We start from the raw sequence: 19484 nt of genomic DNA, 5'->3' as shown, positions 1-19484 counted from the left end.
AACGAAACGAGCCTCAGCTTTGACCGTGCAACTTTTTAGTGAAGGCCTCGAAGCCCCCTTCATCGCGTCTCGTGCTACGGAGCGCTAGATCATACCCTGGGCTTGCCCATCATTGGGTGGAAAAGGGGCATCTTTTCTGCATTTTCAGATGATTAAGTTGGACCCAAAGCGGAAAATTTTGCAAGAAAAAGACGTGAATACAGCGCTCTAGATCAGTCTCTGAATGCGACATTCCGCCGCGCCCTTTGATTCAAGCAGGTATATCTATGGTAGTAACACTGCCGTGAGCATTTTCATCTTAGGCGAGCGAGATAGATATGACAGATCAATCCATCAGCAGCTCGAAAGACGCAGCCAAGCGTGAATGGCTGTCCTTCTTGTTTATTACGTTGGTGTTTCTGCCCGGAATTACAGTCCTGGGGGTCGGGGCTTACGGGTTCACCGTATGGATACTTCAAATCATTTACGGCCCGCCAACTGGATCTCTCTAAACCCAGAAAATGAACCGAGGAGCACGTTCTTATGTCTCTGAAGTCTACATTGTCATCCTTCTGGAATACGGTATCCCGACCCGCCACAACGATCAGTCTGGGCGTAATCAGTCTGGGTGGCTTTATTACCGGGATAATTTTCTGGGGCGGCTTCAATACCGCGATGGAGTTTACCAACACGGAAAAGTTCTGCGTTTCCTGCCACGAGATGCGTGACAATGTCTATGTAGAGCTTCAGTCCACGGTCCATTGGGAAAACCGAACCGGGGTCCGGGCCACATGTCCGGATTGTCATGTACCGCATGAGTGGACCAACAAGGTTGCCAGAAAAATGCAAGCGTCGAAGGAAGTCTGGGCGGCTGTATTCGGCACCATAAACACCCGCGAAAAGTTCGAGGCACGCCGCGCGGAATTGGCAAGACACGAATGGGCCCGGCTGGAGGCAAACAACTCGCTCGAATGTCGGAACTGTCATGATTACGACAGCATGGATTGGGACGCGATGTCGGCCGAAGCGCGGTTCTATATGAAACCGGCAGCCGCACTGAATACAGGCTGTATCGAGTGTCACAAGGGCATAGCTCATCACCTGCCTGACAATGTGGCCGTGGGCAGCCCGGCCATGGCCAAGCTTGAAAACAAAGCCAACTCAGGCAGCGTCTCGGTCGGCGAAGACTACTTCGCCATTCGTGACATCCCTGTTTATGACAGCGCCGAGGGTTCGGAGCCGGTGGGTAACTTGACACTCGGTGCTGCCGTCGAAGTTTTGGATGAAAGCGGGGACCGTGTTCAAGTCGCACTTAAGGCGTGGCGCAAGGATAAGGGGTTTGGGCGCGTCATATTTGATGAATTCGGGCACAATATTCGGGTTGCCGTTTTGTCTAAGGACACGGCTCAGAACGCCGAACTGGTCGAAGCTTCCGCACCTCAGACGGATGATGCGACGGGGCTCGACTGGGCGCCTGTCACGGTAACGCTTTGGTCGGACAAACAGGGATATGTGGATGAGATTGACGAACTTTGGACGGTGGCTGAGGAAAGCTACACCGCCAACTGCTCCACTTGCCACGCACAGCCGGACCCGGATCACTTCGGGACCAACTCCTGGCCTGCGCAGTTTAACGGTATGGTCGGGTTTACCAACATGGACGAAGCCCAGGCCAATTTGGTGCTGACCTACCTGCAAAAACATTCCGCTGACTATGGCGGCTCTCACTGAGGAGAAAACCATGTCAACGCGTCGTGATTTTCTGAAAGGCACAGGAGCAACAGGGTTGTCCGCACTATTGGGGCCCAGCCTGCTTCAACCAGCGACCGCTCGTGCAGAGCAACTGACATCTGCCGGTATCTGGAAAACATCAGGCTCACACTGGGGTGCGATCGAGGCCCTTGTCAAAGGTGGTCAGGTGACCGAGGTTCGCCCGCTTGCCGACGATCCGCACCCGACCGATATGGTGAACGGCATCCAGGGCCTGATTTATTCGCCGTCGCGCGTCCGCTACCCGATGGCCCGTGCAGAATGGCTGGATAACCGAAAGGACGCGGACCGGACCACACGGGGCGACAACCGCTTTGTTCGTCTGACCTGGGATGAGGCTTTGGACCTGTTCTTCGAGGAAATGGAGCGTGTTCAGACTACGCACGGACCTTCGGGGCTTTACGCTGGGGCGACGGGCTGGCGGCAGACCGGCCAGTTCCATTCCTGCATCAATCACATGAACCGTGCCGTTTCGATGTACGGCGGCTATGTGAAAAAGGCGGGCGACTATTCAACTGGCGCAGGCCAAACCATCCTTCCTTACGTGCTTGGGTCCACCGAAGTTTATTCGCAGGGAACCAGTTGGCCACTGATCCTGGATAACGCCAAGACCATCGTTTTCTGGGCGAATGACCCGCTGAAAAACCTGCAAGTCGGCTGGACCTGCGAAACACACGAACCATTTGAGTATTTTGACCAGTTGCGGGACAAAATCGCGGCAGGCGACATCCGGGCCATCAGCGTGGACCCGGTGCGAACCAAAACCCAAAAGCACATTGGGGCCGAGCAACTCTACATCAACCCGATGACAGATGTGGCTTTCATGCTGGCATTGGCGCACACGCTCTATACCGAAGGTTTGCACGACGAAGAGTTTCTGAATGTCTACACGCTCGGGTTCGAGCCATTCATGGCCTACGTCATGGGCGAGGCTGAAGATGGTGTCGAAAAGACGCCCGATTGGGCAGCGCCGATTTGCGGTGTCCCGGTTGATACGATCAAAGAATTTGCCCGATTGCTTGCATCGGACCGAACGCAGCTCGTCTTCGGTTGGTCCGTGCAGCGGCAACAGCATGGCGAACAGCCGTATTGGATGGGTGCGATCATCGCGGCCATGTTGGGCCAAATCGGACTGCCCGGGGGCGGCATCAGCTACTCTCATCACTATAGCGGTATTGGCGTGGCGCCATCGGGCGCCAGCATGCCCGGGGCTTTTCCTCTGAATTTGGATATTGGCGTTGATCCTGTGCGGTCCGACGACAATTTCCTGGGTGCCAGCAGTACAATTCCTGTCGCCAGATGGATCGACTGCCTGATGAACCCTAGTGGAACAGTCGAACACAACGGGCACACAGTTACGTATCCGGACATCCGAATGGCAATTTTCACCGGATGCAATCCGTTCCATCATCATCAGGACCACAACAAGATGCGCGTGGCTATCCAAAAGCTGGAGACCATTGTTGCGATTGACTATGCGTGGACCGCTACGTGCAGACACGCCGACTTGGTCCTGCCTGCCTGCACCCAATTTGAGCGGAACGACATAGACAGCTACGGCTCATATTCTCGTTCCGGCGTAATCGCCATGAAGAAGCTGGTCGATCCGCTGTTCCATTCCAAAACCGACTTTGAGATTTTTTCGCTGTTCTGCCAACGCTTCGGTCGCGAGCAAGAATACACCCGCGGCTGGGACGAAATGGAGTGGGTTGAGAGCCTTTATGAGACGACCCGAAGCGCAAACGAAGGTAGCTATGAGATGCCACCTTTCGAAGAGTTCTGGGAAAAGGGCATGGTTCGATTTGAACGGGGCGAACCTTGGGTCAGACACGCCGATTTCCGCGAAGACCCTGAAATAAATGCGCTTGGTACGCCTTCAGGATTTATCGAAATCTCCAGCCGGACAATCGGCAACTATGGCTATGACGATTGCGGAGAACACCCCAAGTGGATGGAAAAAGTCGAACGGTCTCATGGTGGGCCGGGGTCCGACAAGTTTCCGCTGTGGCTGCAATCCTGTCACCCGGATCAGCGCCTCCATTCGCAAATGTGCGAGAGCGACCCGTACCGCGCAACATATGCGGTAAAGGATCGAGAGCCTGTGTATGTAAACCCCGAAGACGCGGCCGACCGAGGAATTGAAGACGGCGATATCGTGCGGGTTTTCAATGATCGCGGTCAATTGTTGGCCGGCGCTGTTCTGAGCGATGACTATCCAAGAGGCGTAATCCGCATTCATGAAGGTGCCTGGTATGGACCGGTCGATGCCACACCCAACGCTCTCGACACGTATGGCGACCCAAACACGGTCACTTTGGATGTGGGCGCCTCGAAACTGTCACAAGCGACATCTGCAAATACCTGCATCGTAGAGATGGAGAAGTTTGAAGGAGAAGTTCCACCGGTAACAGCTTTTGGCGGACCCATCACCGTATGAAGGAAGTTTCTCCGGATCTGATGCGCTTTCTGTCGACGGGATTCGCGCGCGAACTTGACGTGGCAACCATCAAAGCATGCCATGGCGGGGTCGCTGACGAGCTTTTGAGTGATGTCGCTGGATCAGATCAACTGATCCGGGAAATGAAAAAGTGGTTTGACCCGCAGACCACCCAAAAAGAACTCGCAATCAGTTACGGAAGCGTATTTCTGGCCTGTGGCAGGGAAGCCGCCCCACTATATGCCTCTGCTTGGCAAGGGTCGGGGAACCTCATGTCTGCCCCACATTGCAGAATGCAATCATTGCTAAAGCAAGCCGGAACAGAAGTGGCCAATGGCTTCTCTGAACCGGCCGATCACCTGGCCATAATGCTCGAATATCTGGCGATGTGTTTGGAAGGACGCCCCGGCGCAATAGACGCCGCGCGATTTGCTGCTGAAGACATACTGCCCTGGTACAATGGCTTCTCGACAAGGGTCCAAGGGCATCATTTGTCGGCACCGTTTTACGTGTCGCTCGTTAGCCTCACCGAAGCGGTGGTTGAGGACTGCGCTTCATAGTCCATCCAATAATTCGACGGACTGCGTAGACCTCAAGGGCTTGGTCCAGGGGGCCACTTCCGTGAGGGCAGCAGAGTTGAAAAACCAAGAATTGGAATTTGAATATACATTATATTGTAGTATCCTTCTCCTCAATGGGCAAATATTGATGGGCGCCACGGGAGGGGATGGTGAAGTATTTTAAGTCGATGCTCGCAACGACGCTAACTGCAATGCTGTTGGTGTGTCCTAACCTGAGTGTTGCAAATCAAGTCTCGAAACGGATTGAAGCGTTGCTGGTGTCAAGCGACAACGCTGGTAGCGCACTTCCCAACAGCAAAAGCCTGAATGCGAAAATCCTAGTGCCGCGTTTTTACGAAGAACGGGGCTTTGCACCGGTATGGACACGCAATGAACTGGTTGACGAACTTTTTGAAGAGTTGGATGGGGCCATTGATCAGGGGTTCAGACCCGATGACTTCAAACTAGAGGAACTTCTAGCCGCTTTGAAAGCCTCACAGAGTAGGGATGCCTCGGATCAAGCTTACTTCGACATTCTGGCGACCGATGCCGCCGTGAAGCTTGTGCACCATCTGGTGTTTGGGAAAGTTGACCCAAACGCACTGGACGACGATTGGAACTTCTCAAAGCCGGTTATTCAACAAGATCCAGCCAAGGTGTTGAACCAGTTTCTTCAAGGGGAAGGCTTTAGCGCATTAGTTGAACGCATCGACATCGACAACGCCCAATATGCGATGCTTGTTGAAGCGCTGAGCAAATACAGATCCATCGCATCGCAAGGGGGCTGGACCAAAGTTCCCGAAGACACTGTTTTGAAGCCGGAAATGGTGGATCCGGCCGTTGCAAAACTACGCGAAAGGCTTGTGGCAGAGGGTTATGCAGGAGCTGGCGCATCGTCGAAAACCAGTCAAGATGGTGAAGATCCGGCTTGGGTTTACGATGATAACCTGGTCGAGTTGGTCAAGAACTTTCAAAGTCGCCACGGGTTGGAAGCAGACGGGGTTATTGGCGGCAAGACGTTCAATTCACTCAATAAACCCGTAGAAGACCGTGTAAACAAGCTGCGTCTCAGTCTGGAACGAGGCCGTTGGCTGATGCGGGAAATCGACGACGAGTTCGTGCTGGTGAACATTGCCGGCGCCCGCACATACATGGTCAAATCGGATGGTACGCTTTGGACCACCAGGTCGATTACGGGGTCAGCCTATAGAAAGACCCCGGTGTTCCGGGATGAAATCGAATACATGGAGTTCAACCCGACCTGGACCGTTCCCGCTTCGATTTTTCGCAAAGACAAGTTGTCTCGCATCCGCCAGGATCCGACCTATCTGTCGCGTAACAATTATGTGGTGCGGAACAAAGACGGGCAGACAATTCCTGCCAATACTGTGAATTGGGGGGCAAAGAACCCCGGCGTCACGCTGGTTCAGCAACCGGGCCCGGACAATGCGTTGGGTTTGGTCAAGTTCATGTTTCCCAACAAGTACGCGGTGTACTTGCATGACACCAACGACGCCAGTCTTTTTGACCGAAACGAAAGAAACCTCAGTTCCGGATGCGTTCGCCTTGAGTATCCATTCGAATTCGCAAGCCTTCTGATGGAAGGGGAGCCGGACTGGAGCCGACAAAAAATGCAGTCCATTCTGGATAGCGGAAAGACAACCCGCATCAACCTGCCCGAGCCGATGCCGGTTCTCCTGACTTATTGGACAGCGTGGGTTGAGGACGGGGTCGTTCACTTCCGCGAAGACCCATACGAACGGGATGCGCGCATCCTTGCGGCTTTGGACCGCTGAGTGCGCAAAGCGCGGCACAAGGAAACCTTGTTTTCGGGCCAAACTGCCAGAATGGTTGGAGATTTCCGTTTTCGAGGTAAACTGGCCTGTGTGAGCGGCGACAAGGGAACGCATGAGGACTTGGCTATTTAGAATATTCGGCATTGTCGTGTTCCTCGTTTTCGCAGCAATCGCCTTTGTCTGGTTGTTGCTGGCTGCGCCGTTGTTTTCAGACATGCGGCGCGGCCTTGTCGAACAAGTTCTTTCGGAACAGATCGGGCGACCACTTTTGGTCAACGACGATGTGAGCGTCGCGCTTGGACGTATCACGCACATCTATGTCGGCGGCGTGGTTATCCCCAGCCTGACAATGGCGGATACATCGCTTGCCGAGCTAAGTCGCCTGGAACTGGAACTGGATATTGCGGCTTTGGCCAACGGACGAATTCAGTTTGATAATCTCGTGGTGGACGGCCTTCAGGCAAATTTTCTTACATCGTCTGACGGCACGACAAGCTGGCAAAAGGGTCGAACGCCACCAAAGCCAAAACCCGCAAGCGCTCAGTCAGAGGACAATCAAGACGCTTTGGCCGAAGTCGAGGAGCCCGCCGAGAGTGACGCGGAAGGCAGCGGAATCCTCGCATTTCTCAGCGACAAGAACGTGAGTTTCAGTTCGATAGGGCTGACCATTGATGACCAAGTCTCGGGCTTTTCGTTTGTGTTTGACCTTCAGTCGCTCGGCCTCGAGCAGGTGGATGACGGACAAAGAACAAAGGTCTCAGGGGCAGGTGCCGTCAATGGCCAAAGTTTCAAGATAGAGGGCGATTATCCGCACGGTGCGCCGTTTACAACGCGCGCCAATTTCGGGGAGATGACGGTCAACTACGATGGCGAGCCATTGTCGGAGAGCGCAGGCGGAGGCTATCGCGCTGTTCTGCAGATGGACACTGGTGAATTCGGTGATTTTCTTGAAGTCATCGGGCTGGAGCGCGTTCTAGAGGGGAATGGCCAACTTGAAGCCGAGCTTGTGTCGCAGGACACTCTGAAAATCGAGAGCTTCGCAACCACGATAAGCCTTGCGGAGGGACAGCAGCTTTCGGCTGAGGGGTCCATTGAAGATCTCTACGCAGCCCAAGGCGTCGATCTGCTTTTTGATGCGCGGCTTCATCCCGAAGGACAGCCCCCGCAAGCAGCCAAAAGTATCCGGGAACTGAAGTTCACGGCCTTTGAAATGCACATGGTTGGATCGCTGGCGTCATTCGAGTTTGAAGAGCTTCTGTTTCAAACCAACGCATTTGACCAAGGACTGGACGTTATCGGGCCAGCCTCCATCGAACGCATTCGCCGTATGCCAGATGGTCGGCTTGCGATGTTGGGCATTACCTTGCAAGCCGGGCCAGTCGAGGATCCGGTTCTCAAGGCGGAAGGTGAAATCCTCGACCTGCTTCAGCTTCAGGATGTGACGTTTGAGGGAACCCTGAACGGACCTGCCAGATTGATTCTGCCAAATCTGGATGAAGATTTCGTAGACCAGTTTGGTGGTATCAACGCCGACTTCAGCCTGTCCAACAAGGGTGGGCCGGTTTCTCTCGACAGGTTCAACGCAACCACCTACGGCACAGATCTCTGGGCGCTCGATCTAGCGCTGTCTGTGAACGAGATCAAAGGGTTGGCAGGTCTCGATTTCGACGTTGAACTGGATGTGGGTGACGGGGCCGAGTTTCTGACCGCGCTCAATCTGGAACCTGTCCCAGTTGGAGCGCTCGCCATTGATGCAGAAACATCGAAACAGGGCGACGATTTCGATGCCTCGATCGAGTTTGAAGCCGGGTCGTCACACCTTCTGGCCGCATTGGGCGCAAAGTTCCCCGAGGGCGCTTCTGTCGTTCGTGGCAACGTTACAAGCGAAAGGCTCGATCTTGGCGACCTGAAGAACCTGACTGCGACGCTGAACCAACTTAAGAGCCTGGTAGGCGAGGCCGCGAAAGAAGTTGAAACCGACGTACAGCCCCTGGTTCTGCCGAAGGAAACGGATGTCCAGCCGTTGGTCTTGCCCAAGGAGAAAGGCAAGCCTGCTGATCTTCTGGATGTGCAGAGTGTGCTGCAAGAGGCTGATCTTGAGGTACAGATCGAATTCAAAGAGATTGTAGGCCAACAAGGGGTAACATCTGTTTCAAGCCAATTGTCCGCAAAGGAAGGGACGGTCGATTTTGGCCCGCTCCAGATGGCCTATGGTGGTGGAAACTTCAGCCTGCGGGCGGTGATGGACCTGATTGACTCACCTGATTGGCTTTCCCTGTCCGGTTCCACGTCAGGATGGGAATTCGGTGAGATCCTTGATGAACTGGGTATCGGAATCGATGCCTATGGGCGTTTGAGCGGCGAGTTCAACGTTTCGGGCAGTACGGCGTCTGGCAAAGCCTTCATCAATTCCATGCGCGGCGACGCCTTTTTGTCGATGTCGCAAGGCTATGTCAGCACCAGCCTGCTGGAACTGGCAGGGCTTGGTATTTTCCCGTGGCTGTTCTCCGAGGAGTTTCGTCAAGGGTACACCGACATCACCTGCGTGGTGGCACCGGTACGCATTGAAGCCGGGCAGGTAAGCTCGAACTCCATAGTGGTTGAGACGGGCTCGGTCCAATTGGTGGCCAGGGGGCAGGTGGACTGGTTGAACGATACAATCGCGATCAGGGCGGAGCCGCGCCGGGTTGGCAAACCTTTGTCCCGAAGCGCATGGCCGTTCGACGTGACCGGTCAGCTTTCGTCGCCAAAATTCAAACTGGATGTGGGTGGATCAAGAAGTGAAGCACCTGATGGTGCAGACGAAATGCCGGCGGACAGGCAACCTTGCGTTCCGGATATTTCCCAATTGGAATAGCTTGGCGTGGTCTTATTCGTTTAGCCGTTGCGGCTGTTCGGCCTGACACGCCAGAACGGCCTCGATGGCTTTTGCGGACCCACTCAAATCGAGTTCTACCTCGGCTCCGCTTTCACCAATGATCGTGACGCTTTGGCGCTTTCCGAATTCACCTACAAATGCAGGGTTATCGAAATAGGCGTAACCTCCGGGGACGCCATTCTTGAAAACACCGACCGCTTCGCCTTCGAACTTCGCGTCACCGAAATCGAACTTAACAATCCCCGTCGCCCCATCCTCGATCTGAACCCAGGCCGGATTGTAGGCTGCGAAAAAGCCACCACCCTGCTTGGGGGCGGCCCCTATTTCGACCGTCATATCGTTTTCAAAGGGTTTCCAGGCGAGACACCCGTTGCCTTTCTCAGGATCAATCAGGATTTTCCAGTCTCCGGACTCACCCCATTGTTCCATACCGGCAGCGAAAGCAAAGCTCCCACTAAGCACGAAAGCTGCGGACAGTGCCCACTTGATCATCTGAAACCTCAAATCGTTCTGAAGACTACATCTGTAACTCTACCTGTTGCGCGGCCCCGATCCAACTGCTCCAATAGTGGGCAAGGTCACTTGGTTTGTTCGGCTGTACTCGCGAGCTTTCCGTCCCATTCCTCTGTCGGAACTTTCGGTTCTGGCGGGTCGGCAATGTAGGACGGCGTCATTATCTGCGTTCCGTTTTCATTGAACACGTCGACAATGTTCTCATGAAGATCGGACAGTATCTTGGGCAGGCTCGATCCACGAGACGTGTACGCATTGATTTCATAGTTGATTGCGTAGTCGGCCAACTGGGTCCAAAGCACAAATGGTTCAGGGTTCTTTTTCAATCCTTGCGTGCGATGGGCTGCTTCCACAAGCATCGCCTTGATCTTCTTTGGCGGCTCTTCGTATCCAATTCCCACCGTCGTATGCACCAATATCCCGCGACCATCCACTTTTCGCGAGTAATTTATGACTTCGGAATTGAGAAGCTGCGCGTTTGGAATACTTATCATTTCGTTTTTGATGGATTTGATGAGAGTTTCCATCAGCTTTATTTCGGTGACGTCCCCGATCTTGTCGCCGACCTTAATGCGATCACCTACGTTTGTACTGCGCCTGTAGATAACGAACAGACCAGCCATCATGTTTGAAACAACGGTGTTCGAGCCAAGCGAAACCATGATGCCGGCCAGAATTGTCAGACCCTGAAAGGCACGGGAGTCAGATCCCGGTATATAGGGGTACGCAAACACAAGTGCGATCACGATGATCAATGCCCTGACCAACATGTTCGTGGGTGCAATCCAGTGATCTTCAAAGTCCTTGAGCTCGAACACGCCGCTCTCAAGGTTTTCAAAAAACAGGTCGATGCCGCGAATTGCCATCCGCGTCACAGCGGCAATGATCACAAGCATGATCAGGTTTGGGATGTACCCCACGATAGCCAACACGACACTGATGAGCGGCTCGCTGATGTATTTCAAAAGGATCTGGGCGATGCCCTGTGTTTCCGCAAAAGACAGCAGCACCAATGAAAGGTAATAGTAAAAGAAGAACAAAAACAGGACCCACATCAATATGTGGATCGAGTAAACGATGATCGAGGCAATTGCCCTGCTTCTCAAGATCGACTTGGTGGCTTCCTCGACGCCTTCTGCTCTCTTCTTCAGGTTATTTCTGATATATCTCAACAGCTTTCGCCGCTTTGCAAAAAACCCATAAGACGCAAGGGCAAAGATCACCGTCCAGGCAAATGCAGCCATCGCGCTGTCGACTCTGCCCTCATTGGACCTGGCATCCCGATATTGCAGGATCGCAGCCTCGATCGCCTCTGCTTGCAGCCCGGCCAGGACTTCAATCGCCATCTGTTCATGCTCGGCATCGGCTTGGGTGGTTATCGTAACCATCTGCCCGTCGGCGCGGATCAGCTTCCCGAATTCAGCGTCCGAAATCAGCAATTGGACAGTTGATTTGTTGGAAGCATCGGCGACCTGGGCTATCCGTTCTTCGATTTTTCTGGCTCGTTCCGTGGCAGGCAAAGCGCTTGAGCCTCGAACCACGAACAACTCCTCACCGTCGACAACGACCGGAGCTACGAATTCAGGATCTTCTCTTTCTTCCTGTGGGGTAAGTGCTTCTTCTGACTGGGCAAATGCGACACCACACACAAGTAGAAGGGACGCGAACCAAAGCGATACAGCTCTCATGACTTTGCTCCCTCTGCGGGTATCAGATGTACATCCCGTTGTGGGAAGGGGATCGAAATGCCCTCTTGGTCGAACTTCTCTTTCGCTTGCCCAGTGAGGTCCCAATAGACTGTCCAATAGTCTTCGGACTTGGACCATGGGCGACAGAAGATATTGACCGAACTGTCTCCCAGCTCTCCTACAAAAACCTCGGGTTCTGGCGTCTTCAGACATAGCTTGTGCTGCGCCACCAGATCTTTGAGAACCTCAATTGCCCGGGCCGCGTTGTCCGAATACGCGATGCCGAAAACCAGATCGACGCGACGTTCTTCCGACGCGCTTACGTTGGTTATCACGTCGCCCCAAATCTTGCTGTTCGGAACCACGATAATCTGGTTGTCGAATGTTCTGATTTTCGTTGAAACCACGGACATCTCGTCCACAAAGCCCGATGAACCGCCGACCTGTATATAGTCGCCAGTGTCGAACGGTTTGAGGACCATGATCATCAGGCCGCTTGCCAGGTTGCCCAACGTTTCTTGCAACGCAAAGCCCAGGATGAAGGACAAACCGCCCAGTATTGCAAACAGGGGTGTAACGTTAACGCCAAACAGCGCCAAAACGACCAATATGCCAAGGACAAAAACAGCCCAATAAACGGTTGTGGCCACGAACCTTTTCAGCATCCTCGAAATCGTCGGAATTTTGTTTAGCCCACGCTCGGTGACGCGTCGCACCATTCGGGCGATGAACATCATGGCCCAGACGGCCAGCAAGACGCCCAGACCAGCCATCAGCAGACCGATGCCCCCGTCCCAGGAAATCAGCCAGGCCCAGGCGTTCTGGAAAAGCGTTTGAAGATCAGTTGTTTTTAGCGCGCCGGCTTTCAGAGCGAGAATATAGTCGCTGTGCGGCGTCAGATCTTCGGCCTTCGCACCTTTCAATGCCCATGCCTCGAGCACCACGCGATAGTTGTCCAAAATTTCGGATCCGGTGTCATTCAAGGATGACAACTGCGATCTCAAGCCATCCTCCTGAGTTTCGCTTGCTGATCGGAGTTTCAGATTAACCTGAGCGATGTCCTCGAGTTGAGAGCGCACATATCCCTGCCAAGTGTTTGCGACCTCGCTAAGCTCCTCAGCGGTCAAGGGGACAAGCAGGACTTCCAAGTCATCCGCCGATATTGACTGATCGACGACCTCATCCAGAAGATTACTATCTTCAACTTCAACGGTTTCCGGCTTGGCCGTCGTTTCTTGCGCGCTGGCAGGAAACGTAGTTGAAATCGCTGCGAACCAAAGGAATAGCCAAATAAGCCCGGCTCCGAGTGGTCGTCTCATTTATCTGTCCCCTCCCTCTTTAACGGTTAAAAAGAGCACACAGAGACGCAAGAAATCTACACTCATGTTCGAAATCGAATATTTTGGTGTGATGAACTTGTTGCACGAGGGCCCTGTCGAACCAAAATGATGCAGCTCTGGAAAGCTCCACAAGATAGCACCATGTGACTTCAGTAGTGCTAGTTTTGGATGAGCTTCCTAGAAAGGCGTATCCGTTTGCTTTCAAACAGTAAAATTAACTGAAGATGAACGGGGCGTTTTCAGTGCGTTCAAAGCTGGTCAAGCATAGTCACCTTGAGGCTGTGAAGCTAAGTGAAATGCACGTGTTTTGAGGGGAGAAACAAAACGTTCAAAGAAGGCTGGATTGTTGGTAAGATACGGTCTTCGACCTCTGTCTCGAACTTCCAGGGGGCTAACTACAGGTTTGAACGTCAGAAGTTTCTCCGGGCCTCAATGGAAGCGAGTTCAACTGGCTAACAGAACGTTGGGCTATGAGGCTGAGCCGCGTGTCCGGTGCTATGTTTGAGTATTGAGTTTGTTGATAATGAGTAAAGTGGGCAATAAGAAACCTAAGTTCGAAAAGCTGCCCGAACGGATGTTCTGGGCTTGTCTGTTCATCACCGTTGTTTTTTCTTCGGTGCTTTTCGGGATAGTCGCGCAAAGAAAGAGCTGGCCGCCTGTTCCACAGCTCCGCTCAGTTTACAAAGTCCTGTTCGTGGACAAATCGCTGACACGAGAGGCGCGGGCATACCATAAACATCTTCAGCCGACGCGCAAACAAGGCAGCGGTGTTGTAATCAATCGTCAGCCGGGCCGTCAGGACACCATTCTGCTGATGGGTTTCTTTGACGGTGAGAACCAGGCCAGGCTTGTGAACCGTGACGGCAGCGTCATCCGCAAGTGGTCGTTGAATTACACTGAGCATTTTCCCGATGCCGACACACGCCCTTGCGGTCATCTCAACAACCCATTGATGACGGACGTTCATGGCGCATTGCTGACCGAGAAAGGCGAGCTTGTCTTCAGTTATGAGTATTGCGGAGCTGTCAAGCTGGACCGATGTTCCGGGGTTCTCTGGACACTCAACGAAAAAACCCACCACTCGATAGTTACATCGGAAAACGGAGGATACCTGACGCTTGGCCGGGACGAATGGATGGCATCTGAAGTCGTTGATCGCTTTCCACCCTTTTCGACCCCCGCAACAAACGAGACGATACTGGAAGACACCATCCTGAGACTCGATCAACAGGGTCAGGTCCTTGAGCGCATTTCGATACCAGGCATCATTATCGACAGCGGGCTGTCCGCGTTGCTGACTGCCAACGGACGGGAGATTAAGCCATCGCATGTGGCGCGTAATGAGTTGGTTCATGCCAACAAAATTGACGAGCTGCCTTTGGAATTGGCGGACAAGTTTCCATCGTTCAGCGCAGGAGATTGGGTGATCTCTATGCGGGGTCTCAATCTTGTGATGGTGGTTGATGCGACCACCCGGAAAGTAAAGTGGCACCAGACGGGTCCCTGGGTCCGGCAGCACGATCCCGAGTTCCGCTCGGACGGGAAAATTTCGATCTTCAACAACAACGCTTACCTAACGTCCTACACGCCAACCGAGAAAACCCGGCTGGATGCGCCCCGCGAGACCAATATCATGGCGATTGATCCGGTAAGCCGCGAAACGGAAGTCGTATTCGGAAGCAAACCGGGGCAGGAGATGTTGTCGGTCGTACGCGGGCAGCATGAAATTCTGGAAAACGGCGGTATACTGATCACCGAGTTTGACGCCGGGCGCGTTCTGGAAGTGGACAGAACAGGCAAGGTGATCTGGGAATATGTAAATGAATATGATGACGAATTTGTTGGTGAGATCACCAATTCGAAACTCTATCCACCGGACTATTTTGAAGTCGATTGGAAGGAATGCACATAATGAACCGGCTTAGCAAACACACGCTCGTAGGCCGCATCGCCCAGCCTATGTTGATTATCTGCACCGTCTTATTACTGCTGCCGAACCCGGCACAAGCCTATATCGGCCCCGGAGCAGGGTTGGGCGCGATAGCCGTTACGGTTGCTGTCATTCTGGGTGTGATTTTTCTGATCGTCGGTCTGGTCTGGTTCCCGCTCAAGCGGTGGGTCGGGGGGCGGAAGAAAAGGGCCGGTTCCGAAAACGCCTCCGCACCATGACGTCAGCGTTAGCTGTTTCTCTTTTGGCGGTTGCAGGGTTCATTCTGGCCCTGTGGCTAACAAACATTGCAGGCACGGCCCAAAACGTTGTGAGCACCTGCATGGCGGGTGTCACTGCACTGTTTGACAATCAGCTTTCGGACGACGCCAAGGAAAAAGCTGCAAGGCAGGCGGGGTTGAAGCTGTTGGCGGGTGGTCTGAATCTGACATGGCGCATCGCGCTGGCCCTGGCTGCGGCGGGTCTGCCGATTGCATCGGCGGATTGGGCGGGCGTTGTGGCAGGTGAAGCGGTACTTGGGCTCATGCTTCGCCTGGATTACATCGTTGTGGTATCGGTTGTTGCCTTTGCGGGCGTCAAGATTGTCAGCTGGCTACGTCGTGCCGATGCTTCGGAAGATACTGAAGGGGGTCAGTACTCGTCGATCGACCAGTTTGTGCATAATCTTGCATTTTCAGGCCCGGCGGTGCTGAAACTGGGCGCGCGGCTAGAAGATCGTCTGGTAAGGCGGTCTTCCACTTCTGATGGGCAGCGACCGGTATTCGTAACCTCTCTCGCTCGTGGCGGCACAACGGCAGTCCTTAACGCACTGCACGATGCGCCCGAAGTAGCTACGCACATGTACCGGGATATGCCATTTATTACGGCTCCTGTTATGTGGAACAAAATAGCCGGCGGTCAGCAGCGCGGCGTCCGGCGGCAGCAGCGCGCCCACGGCGACGGGATGGAGATCGACCTTGATAGCCCGGAAGCGTTCGAGGAAGTGCTTTGGAAAGCGTTCTGGCCAGAGCGCTACCGGGGGACTTCGATTCCACTTTGGGACGTTGATGACACAGACCCTCGGGCAGACCAGTTTTTGCGACAGCACATGAGCTGCATCATCAGAGCGCGGAACTGTCAGGCGGGTCCAAATGACGTGCCGAAAACGCGCTATTGCTCCAAGAATAACGCGAACATTGCCCGAATTCCCTATCTGCTCAAATCCTTCCCGGATTGCCGGATCGTGGTTCCGGTTCGGCGACCGGAATGCCATGCCGAGTCTCTGCTTCGCCAGCACAACAATTTCAGCAAGCTTCAGGCTCGGGACAGTTTCGTAACCCGATACATGGCCGATATCGGACATTTCGAGTTCGGGGATCTGCATAAACCCTTCTTGTTCAAGGACTTCGATCCGGTCGGCAAAGACACACATAGTCTGGACTATTGGCTGGACTACTGGATCTGCGCCTTCAAGGCGCTTCTGAAGCATAAGGATCAGTGCATTTTGTTGTTTCAGGACGACCTGCGCAGCGCCCCACAGGCAACCATGGAAACCTTGTATGACTTGCTTGGGCTGTCACCCGCCGCCCAAAGCTTTGAACAGTATTTTCATTCAAAACCCGACCTGGTCAGGACCGATAACTTGGAACTTTCGCGACTGCGAGATGCCCATGAAATCTATGCTGCTCTTAGGGATCACTCCATCACCACCGGATCGGCAGTTGCATCCAATCGAGCTTGAAGCAACTGGTCTAAGCACCAAGGGCTAACTAAGCAAATTCGAATTTTACCCGTTCCCGTAAGCTGGACCGCCATGCTTCAACTGGCGCTAGCATGAGAACCCAATGGGATCACGATGCTGCACCTCAGACCACCGAGTTCTTCCGACCTGCCCAGATCAAGACTGGCACCATATGCCGTGAGCAGATCCACTGCGATTGCCAGCCCCAAGCCGCTGCCGGTGACGGAGGTGTCGAGCCTCCCCCCGGAACGAAGCGCTTCGCGTCGGTCATTTTCGGGAATTCCCGGTCCGTCGTCTTCGATCCGAATTTCGATAAACTTGTCCTGCCGCGTCGTTGTCACCTGCACAATCTGCCGGCACCATTTCATTGAATTGTCCAGAAGGTTTCCTAGAACCTCTTCGATGTCCTGCTTGTCCATTCGAACCCACAGGCCGGGAATGGTCGCCACCTTTAATGTCTTCTGTTCACGCTCGGCCATCAGGGAAAACAGCTTTGCAAGCCGGTCGATGGAATTTGACAGGTCTGTACGGGAATGGGTCAGTTCCGCAGTGTTCATCGCGCGCATTCGCGCCAGAGAGCGGCCAAGTTGCGCATCGATCCGATCCAGAGATTCCTGTGCGGTTTTGATGTCCACCCCGGCCTCGGACAAACTATCCAGTTCATTCTGCAAAATCGCGGCCGGTGTCTTCAGCGCATGTGCAAGATCAGCCGCCTGCCTGCGGGACCCGGAGACGATGTCGCGGTTGCGTTGCAATAGCTGGTTGAGGTCCTGGACAAGCGGCGACACTTCCTCGGGGTAGTCTTCCGGTCTGAGGTCTTCGTCCATGTCCCAACGCTGGGCCACATCTGACCGCAGTTTGCGAAGCGGCCCAAGAATGGCCGACATCAGCAACAGCGAACCGGCGATGCCTATCAGGCCAACCAGCCCAAAAACCGGGATTAGGCTGCGTTGTGCGGCCCGGCGTTCCGCGATGAGCTTGTCGCGGTTTTCAGCGACGCTGATGCCCCAGATCGTGCCATCTTCATAGGCGATCTTCTGATATATGCCGCGGACCGCTTCATTCTCAGGCCCATCGGTGTTCCACAGCATAACTGTGTCGGGTGCATCTTGCGGCTCGGCGAGGGTTTCATCGAAAAGGGAAGCCGAGGAGTAAACTTCGCCTGCCTCGCTTGTCACCTGCCAGTATCGCCCGGAATATGGCGTACTGTATGCCGGATCGAAAATCAGATCACGCAGTGCTTCGGGATTGTCGGTGGTGACACTCAGTCCAACGATCAGTTGTGTGTGCCGGTCCCGAAGCGTTGTATCGAACTGCTGGGAAACCCGGGAATCGATGTAGGAAAAAACCGCCAGCGTGCCCACACCCACAGACATCGCTCCGGACAATATTCCGCCCAGCAATGCCCGTTGTCGCAGCGAAAGCATCAGGCAGAATCGATCATGTATCCGCGACCCCGAACCGTTGTGATCAGGTCCGGTCCCAGCTTCTTGCGCAGGCGCGTAATAAATACGGCAATTGTGTTGGAATCCCGATCCTTGTCATACTCATAGATATGTTCCGACAATTCAGTGCGCGAGATCAGGCGCCCGGGGTTATGGGCCAGATAGGTGAGGACGGCGATTTCCTGTGCGGTCAGATCAACCGGAATTCCGTCCACGGAGACACGCCCGTTTCTTGTGTCCAAAAGGACGCTTCCCATTTCGATGACCGGGTTCAGCTGTCCGCTCTGTCGCCGTAAAATCGCACGGACGCGAGCCGCCAGTTCGGGCATGTGAAAAGGCTTGGTCATATAGTCATCCGCACCTGCATCCAGACCGTCCACCCGCTCGCTCCAGCCGTCTCGGGCGGTCAGGATCAGAACAGGCGTCCTTATTCCGGCACTGCGCCAATCTCGCAAAACGGAAATCCCGTCACGTTCCGGAAGGCCGATGTCCAAAATGATCATGTCGTAGGGTTCAGTCGACCCCATATGCAGAGCATCAACCCCGCCATGGACTACATCGACGATCCGACCTTCGGCGCTCAGTAGTTTTTTGATCTGCTCGCACAGGCGCGGTTCATCTTCTGCAAGTAGGATTCTCATGATTTGAAACTACAGGCGAATTGATGAGGGATCATCAGTTATTTCTTGCCACCGCCATTGCCGTTGCCGCCGCCATTACCGCCGCCGTTGCCGCCGCCATTACCGCCGCCATTACCGCCGCCGTTGCCGCCGCCGTTGCCGCCGCCATTACCGCCGCCATTGCCGCCACCGTTGCCGCCGCCATTACCGCCACTGTTGCCACCGGCGTTTCCATTCCCGTTGCCACCAGCGTTTCCATTGCCGCCGCGATTGTTGCCGGAATTACCTCTGCTGTCGCTGTTGGCACTTTTGCTATTGGTATTCTGCACGCTTCCGCTACCGGAATTGGCCGAATTGCCGGGTTTCGCCCGCGCTGCATTTGTAATCTCGCGGCTGACGCGAGACCGGTTGGACACGACGACACCCGTCTGGGCGTCCACGATGACGCTGATGATCTTCCCGTCAGGTTTCTTGACCAGGATACGATAGTAAACCTTGTCGGATTCAAAGGCGCGGGCGTCGACGGGGGTTCCGCCGAAAACCTTTTCAACGCCTCTGATAACCCTCTTCAGGCGAATGGCACCACCTGATGTTGTGGCGTGCCGCAATTCGGATTGTTTAAGCTCGCGCACAGCAGCGTTGCCATCACCTGTCAAAAACCAGGTAATCAATCCCGCAGTTGCAAGCAGGTTCCCCAATCCTGAAAGTCTTAGCCGCACAAACATACTCAAACTCTACCGGCTTCAATGTGAACTGGTGATGAACCAGCAGTTAGGCGTGAGTTCAACCA

15 protein-coding genes are annotated in these 19484 nt (G+C 54.2%); 9 read left to right on the top strand and 6 right to left on the bottom strand.

The window, feature by feature from the left end; genetic code table 11:
* The first annotated feature begins 317 nt into the window (after positions 1–317).
* The 6 genes from ACR3EQ_RS20675 (at position 318) to ACR3EQ_RS20650 (ending at position 9399) form a co-directional block, all read left to right on the top strand.
* Positions 318–491 (top strand): periplasmic nitrate reductase, NapE protein, encoded by a 174-nt coding sequence (locus tag ACR3EQ_RS20675; protein WP_170617186.1) that lies wholly within the window; start codon positions 318–320, stop codon positions 489–491.
* Between the two features lie 31 nt (positions 492–522).
* Complete coding sequence (gene torC / locus ACR3EQ_RS20670; RefSeq protein ID WP_480441195.1) at positions 523–1710, top strand: pentaheme c-type cytochrome TorC; 1188 nt, start codon at positions 523–525, stop codon at positions 1708–1710.
* A 10-nt stretch (positions 1711–1720) separates the two neighbouring features.
* A complete protein-coding gene (gene torA, locus ACR3EQ_RS20665) occupies positions 1721–4186 on the top strand; it encodes a trimethylamine-N-oxide reductase TorA (RefSeq protein ID WP_480491943.1) in 2466 nt (821 codons plus the stop codon).
* Positions 4183–4746, top strand: coding sequence for a molecular chaperone TorD family protein (locus tag ACR3EQ_RS20660; protein ID WP_170617182.1), 564 nt, complete (start codon positions 4183–4185; stop codon positions 4744–4746). The genes torA and ACR3EQ_RS20660 overlap by 4 nt, the downstream gene beginning before the upstream one ends.
* A gap of 167 nt (positions 4747–4913) precedes the next feature.
* Positions 4914–6542, top strand: a complete 1629-nt coding sequence (locus ACR3EQ_RS20655; protein WP_480491941.1) for a L,D-transpeptidase family protein — start codon at positions 4914–4916, stop codon at positions 6540–6542.
* Positions 6543–6654: 112 nt separating this feature from the next.
* Positions 6655–9399, top strand: coding sequence for an AsmA family protein (locus ACR3EQ_RS20650; protein ID WP_170619311.1), 2745 nt, complete (start codon positions 6655–6657; stop codon positions 9397–9399).
* A 12-nt stretch (positions 9400–9411) separates the two neighbouring features.
* Here ACR3EQ_RS20650 and ACR3EQ_RS20645 read toward each other — a convergent pair whose 3' ends face one another.
* From ACR3EQ_RS20645 to ACR3EQ_RS20635, 3 genes are all read right to left on the bottom strand, one after another.
* Entirely contained in the window at positions 9412–9912 is a 501-nt protein-coding gene (locus ACR3EQ_RS20645) for a hypothetical protein (protein ID WP_170617178.1), read from the bottom strand.
* Positions 9913–9998: 86 nt separating this feature from the next.
* The gene (locus tag ACR3EQ_RS20640) at positions 9999–11621 is read right to left on the bottom strand and encodes a mechanosensitive ion channel domain-containing protein (RefSeq protein WP_170617176.1); all 1623 of its coding nucleotides are present in this window, start codon (positions 11619–11621) and stop codon (positions 9999–10001) included.
* Complete coding sequence (locus ACR3EQ_RS20635; protein ID WP_170617174.1) at positions 11618–12940, bottom strand: mechanosensitive ion channel family protein; 1323 nt, start codon at positions 12938–12940, stop codon at positions 11618–11620. The genes ACR3EQ_RS20640 and ACR3EQ_RS20635 overlap by 4 nt, the downstream gene beginning before the upstream one ends.
* A 544-nt stretch (positions 12941–13484) precedes the next feature.
* On the opposite strand from ACR3EQ_RS20635, the gene ACR3EQ_RS20630 reads away from it, so the two are divergent.
* Genes ACR3EQ_RS20630 through ACR3EQ_RS20620 form a run of 3 tightly spaced genes read left to right on the top strand, consistent with a single transcriptional unit; the run spans position 13485 to position 16629 of the window.
* Positions 13485–14873, top strand: coding sequence for an arylsulfotransferase family protein (locus ACR3EQ_RS20630; RefSeq protein ID WP_170617172.1), 1389 nt, complete (start codon positions 13485–13487; stop codon positions 14871–14873).
* Positions 14873–15130: a hypothetical protein gene (locus tag ACR3EQ_RS20625; RefSeq protein WP_480491939.1), complete on the top strand. Its 258-nt coding sequence runs from the start codon at positions 14873–14875 to the stop codon at positions 15128–15130. Before ACR3EQ_RS20630 ends, ACR3EQ_RS20625 begins: the two co-directional genes overlap by 1 nt.
* On the top strand, positions 15127–16629 hold the full coding sequence (locus tag ACR3EQ_RS20620; RefSeq protein WP_170617170.1) for a sulfotransferase family protein: 1503 nt from the start codon (positions 15127–15129) through the stop codon (positions 16627–16629). The genes ACR3EQ_RS20625 and ACR3EQ_RS20620 overlap by 4 nt, the downstream gene beginning before the upstream one ends.
* A 77-nt stretch (positions 16630–16706) precedes the next feature.
* Here ACR3EQ_RS20620 and ACR3EQ_RS20615 read toward each other — a convergent pair whose 3' ends face one another.
* From ACR3EQ_RS20615 to ACR3EQ_RS20605, 3 genes are read right to left on the bottom strand one after another with little or no spacing between them, the layout of a single operon-like run.
* On the bottom strand, positions 16707–18056 hold the full coding sequence (locus tag ACR3EQ_RS20615) for a sensor histidine kinase (protein ID WP_170617168.1): 1350 nt from the start codon (positions 18054–18056) through the stop codon (positions 16707–16709).
* The gene (locus ACR3EQ_RS20610; protein ID WP_170617166.1) at positions 18056–18715 is read right to left on the bottom strand and encodes a response regulator transcription factor; all 660 of its coding nucleotides are present in this window, start codon (positions 18713–18715) and stop codon (positions 18056–18058) included. Before ACR3EQ_RS20610 ends, ACR3EQ_RS20615 begins: the two co-directional genes overlap by 1 nt.
* A 38-nt stretch (positions 18716–18753) precedes the next feature.
* Positions 18754–19392, bottom strand: coding sequence for a hypothetical protein (locus ACR3EQ_RS20605; RefSeq protein WP_170619313.1), 639 nt, complete (start codon positions 19390–19392; stop codon positions 18754–18756).
* Between the last annotated feature and the right edge of the window lie 92 nt (positions 19393–19484).

This window comes from Ruegeria sp. AN11 (assembly GCF_056536005.1).
This window is presented reverse-complemented; position numbering and strand designations above follow the sequence as displayed.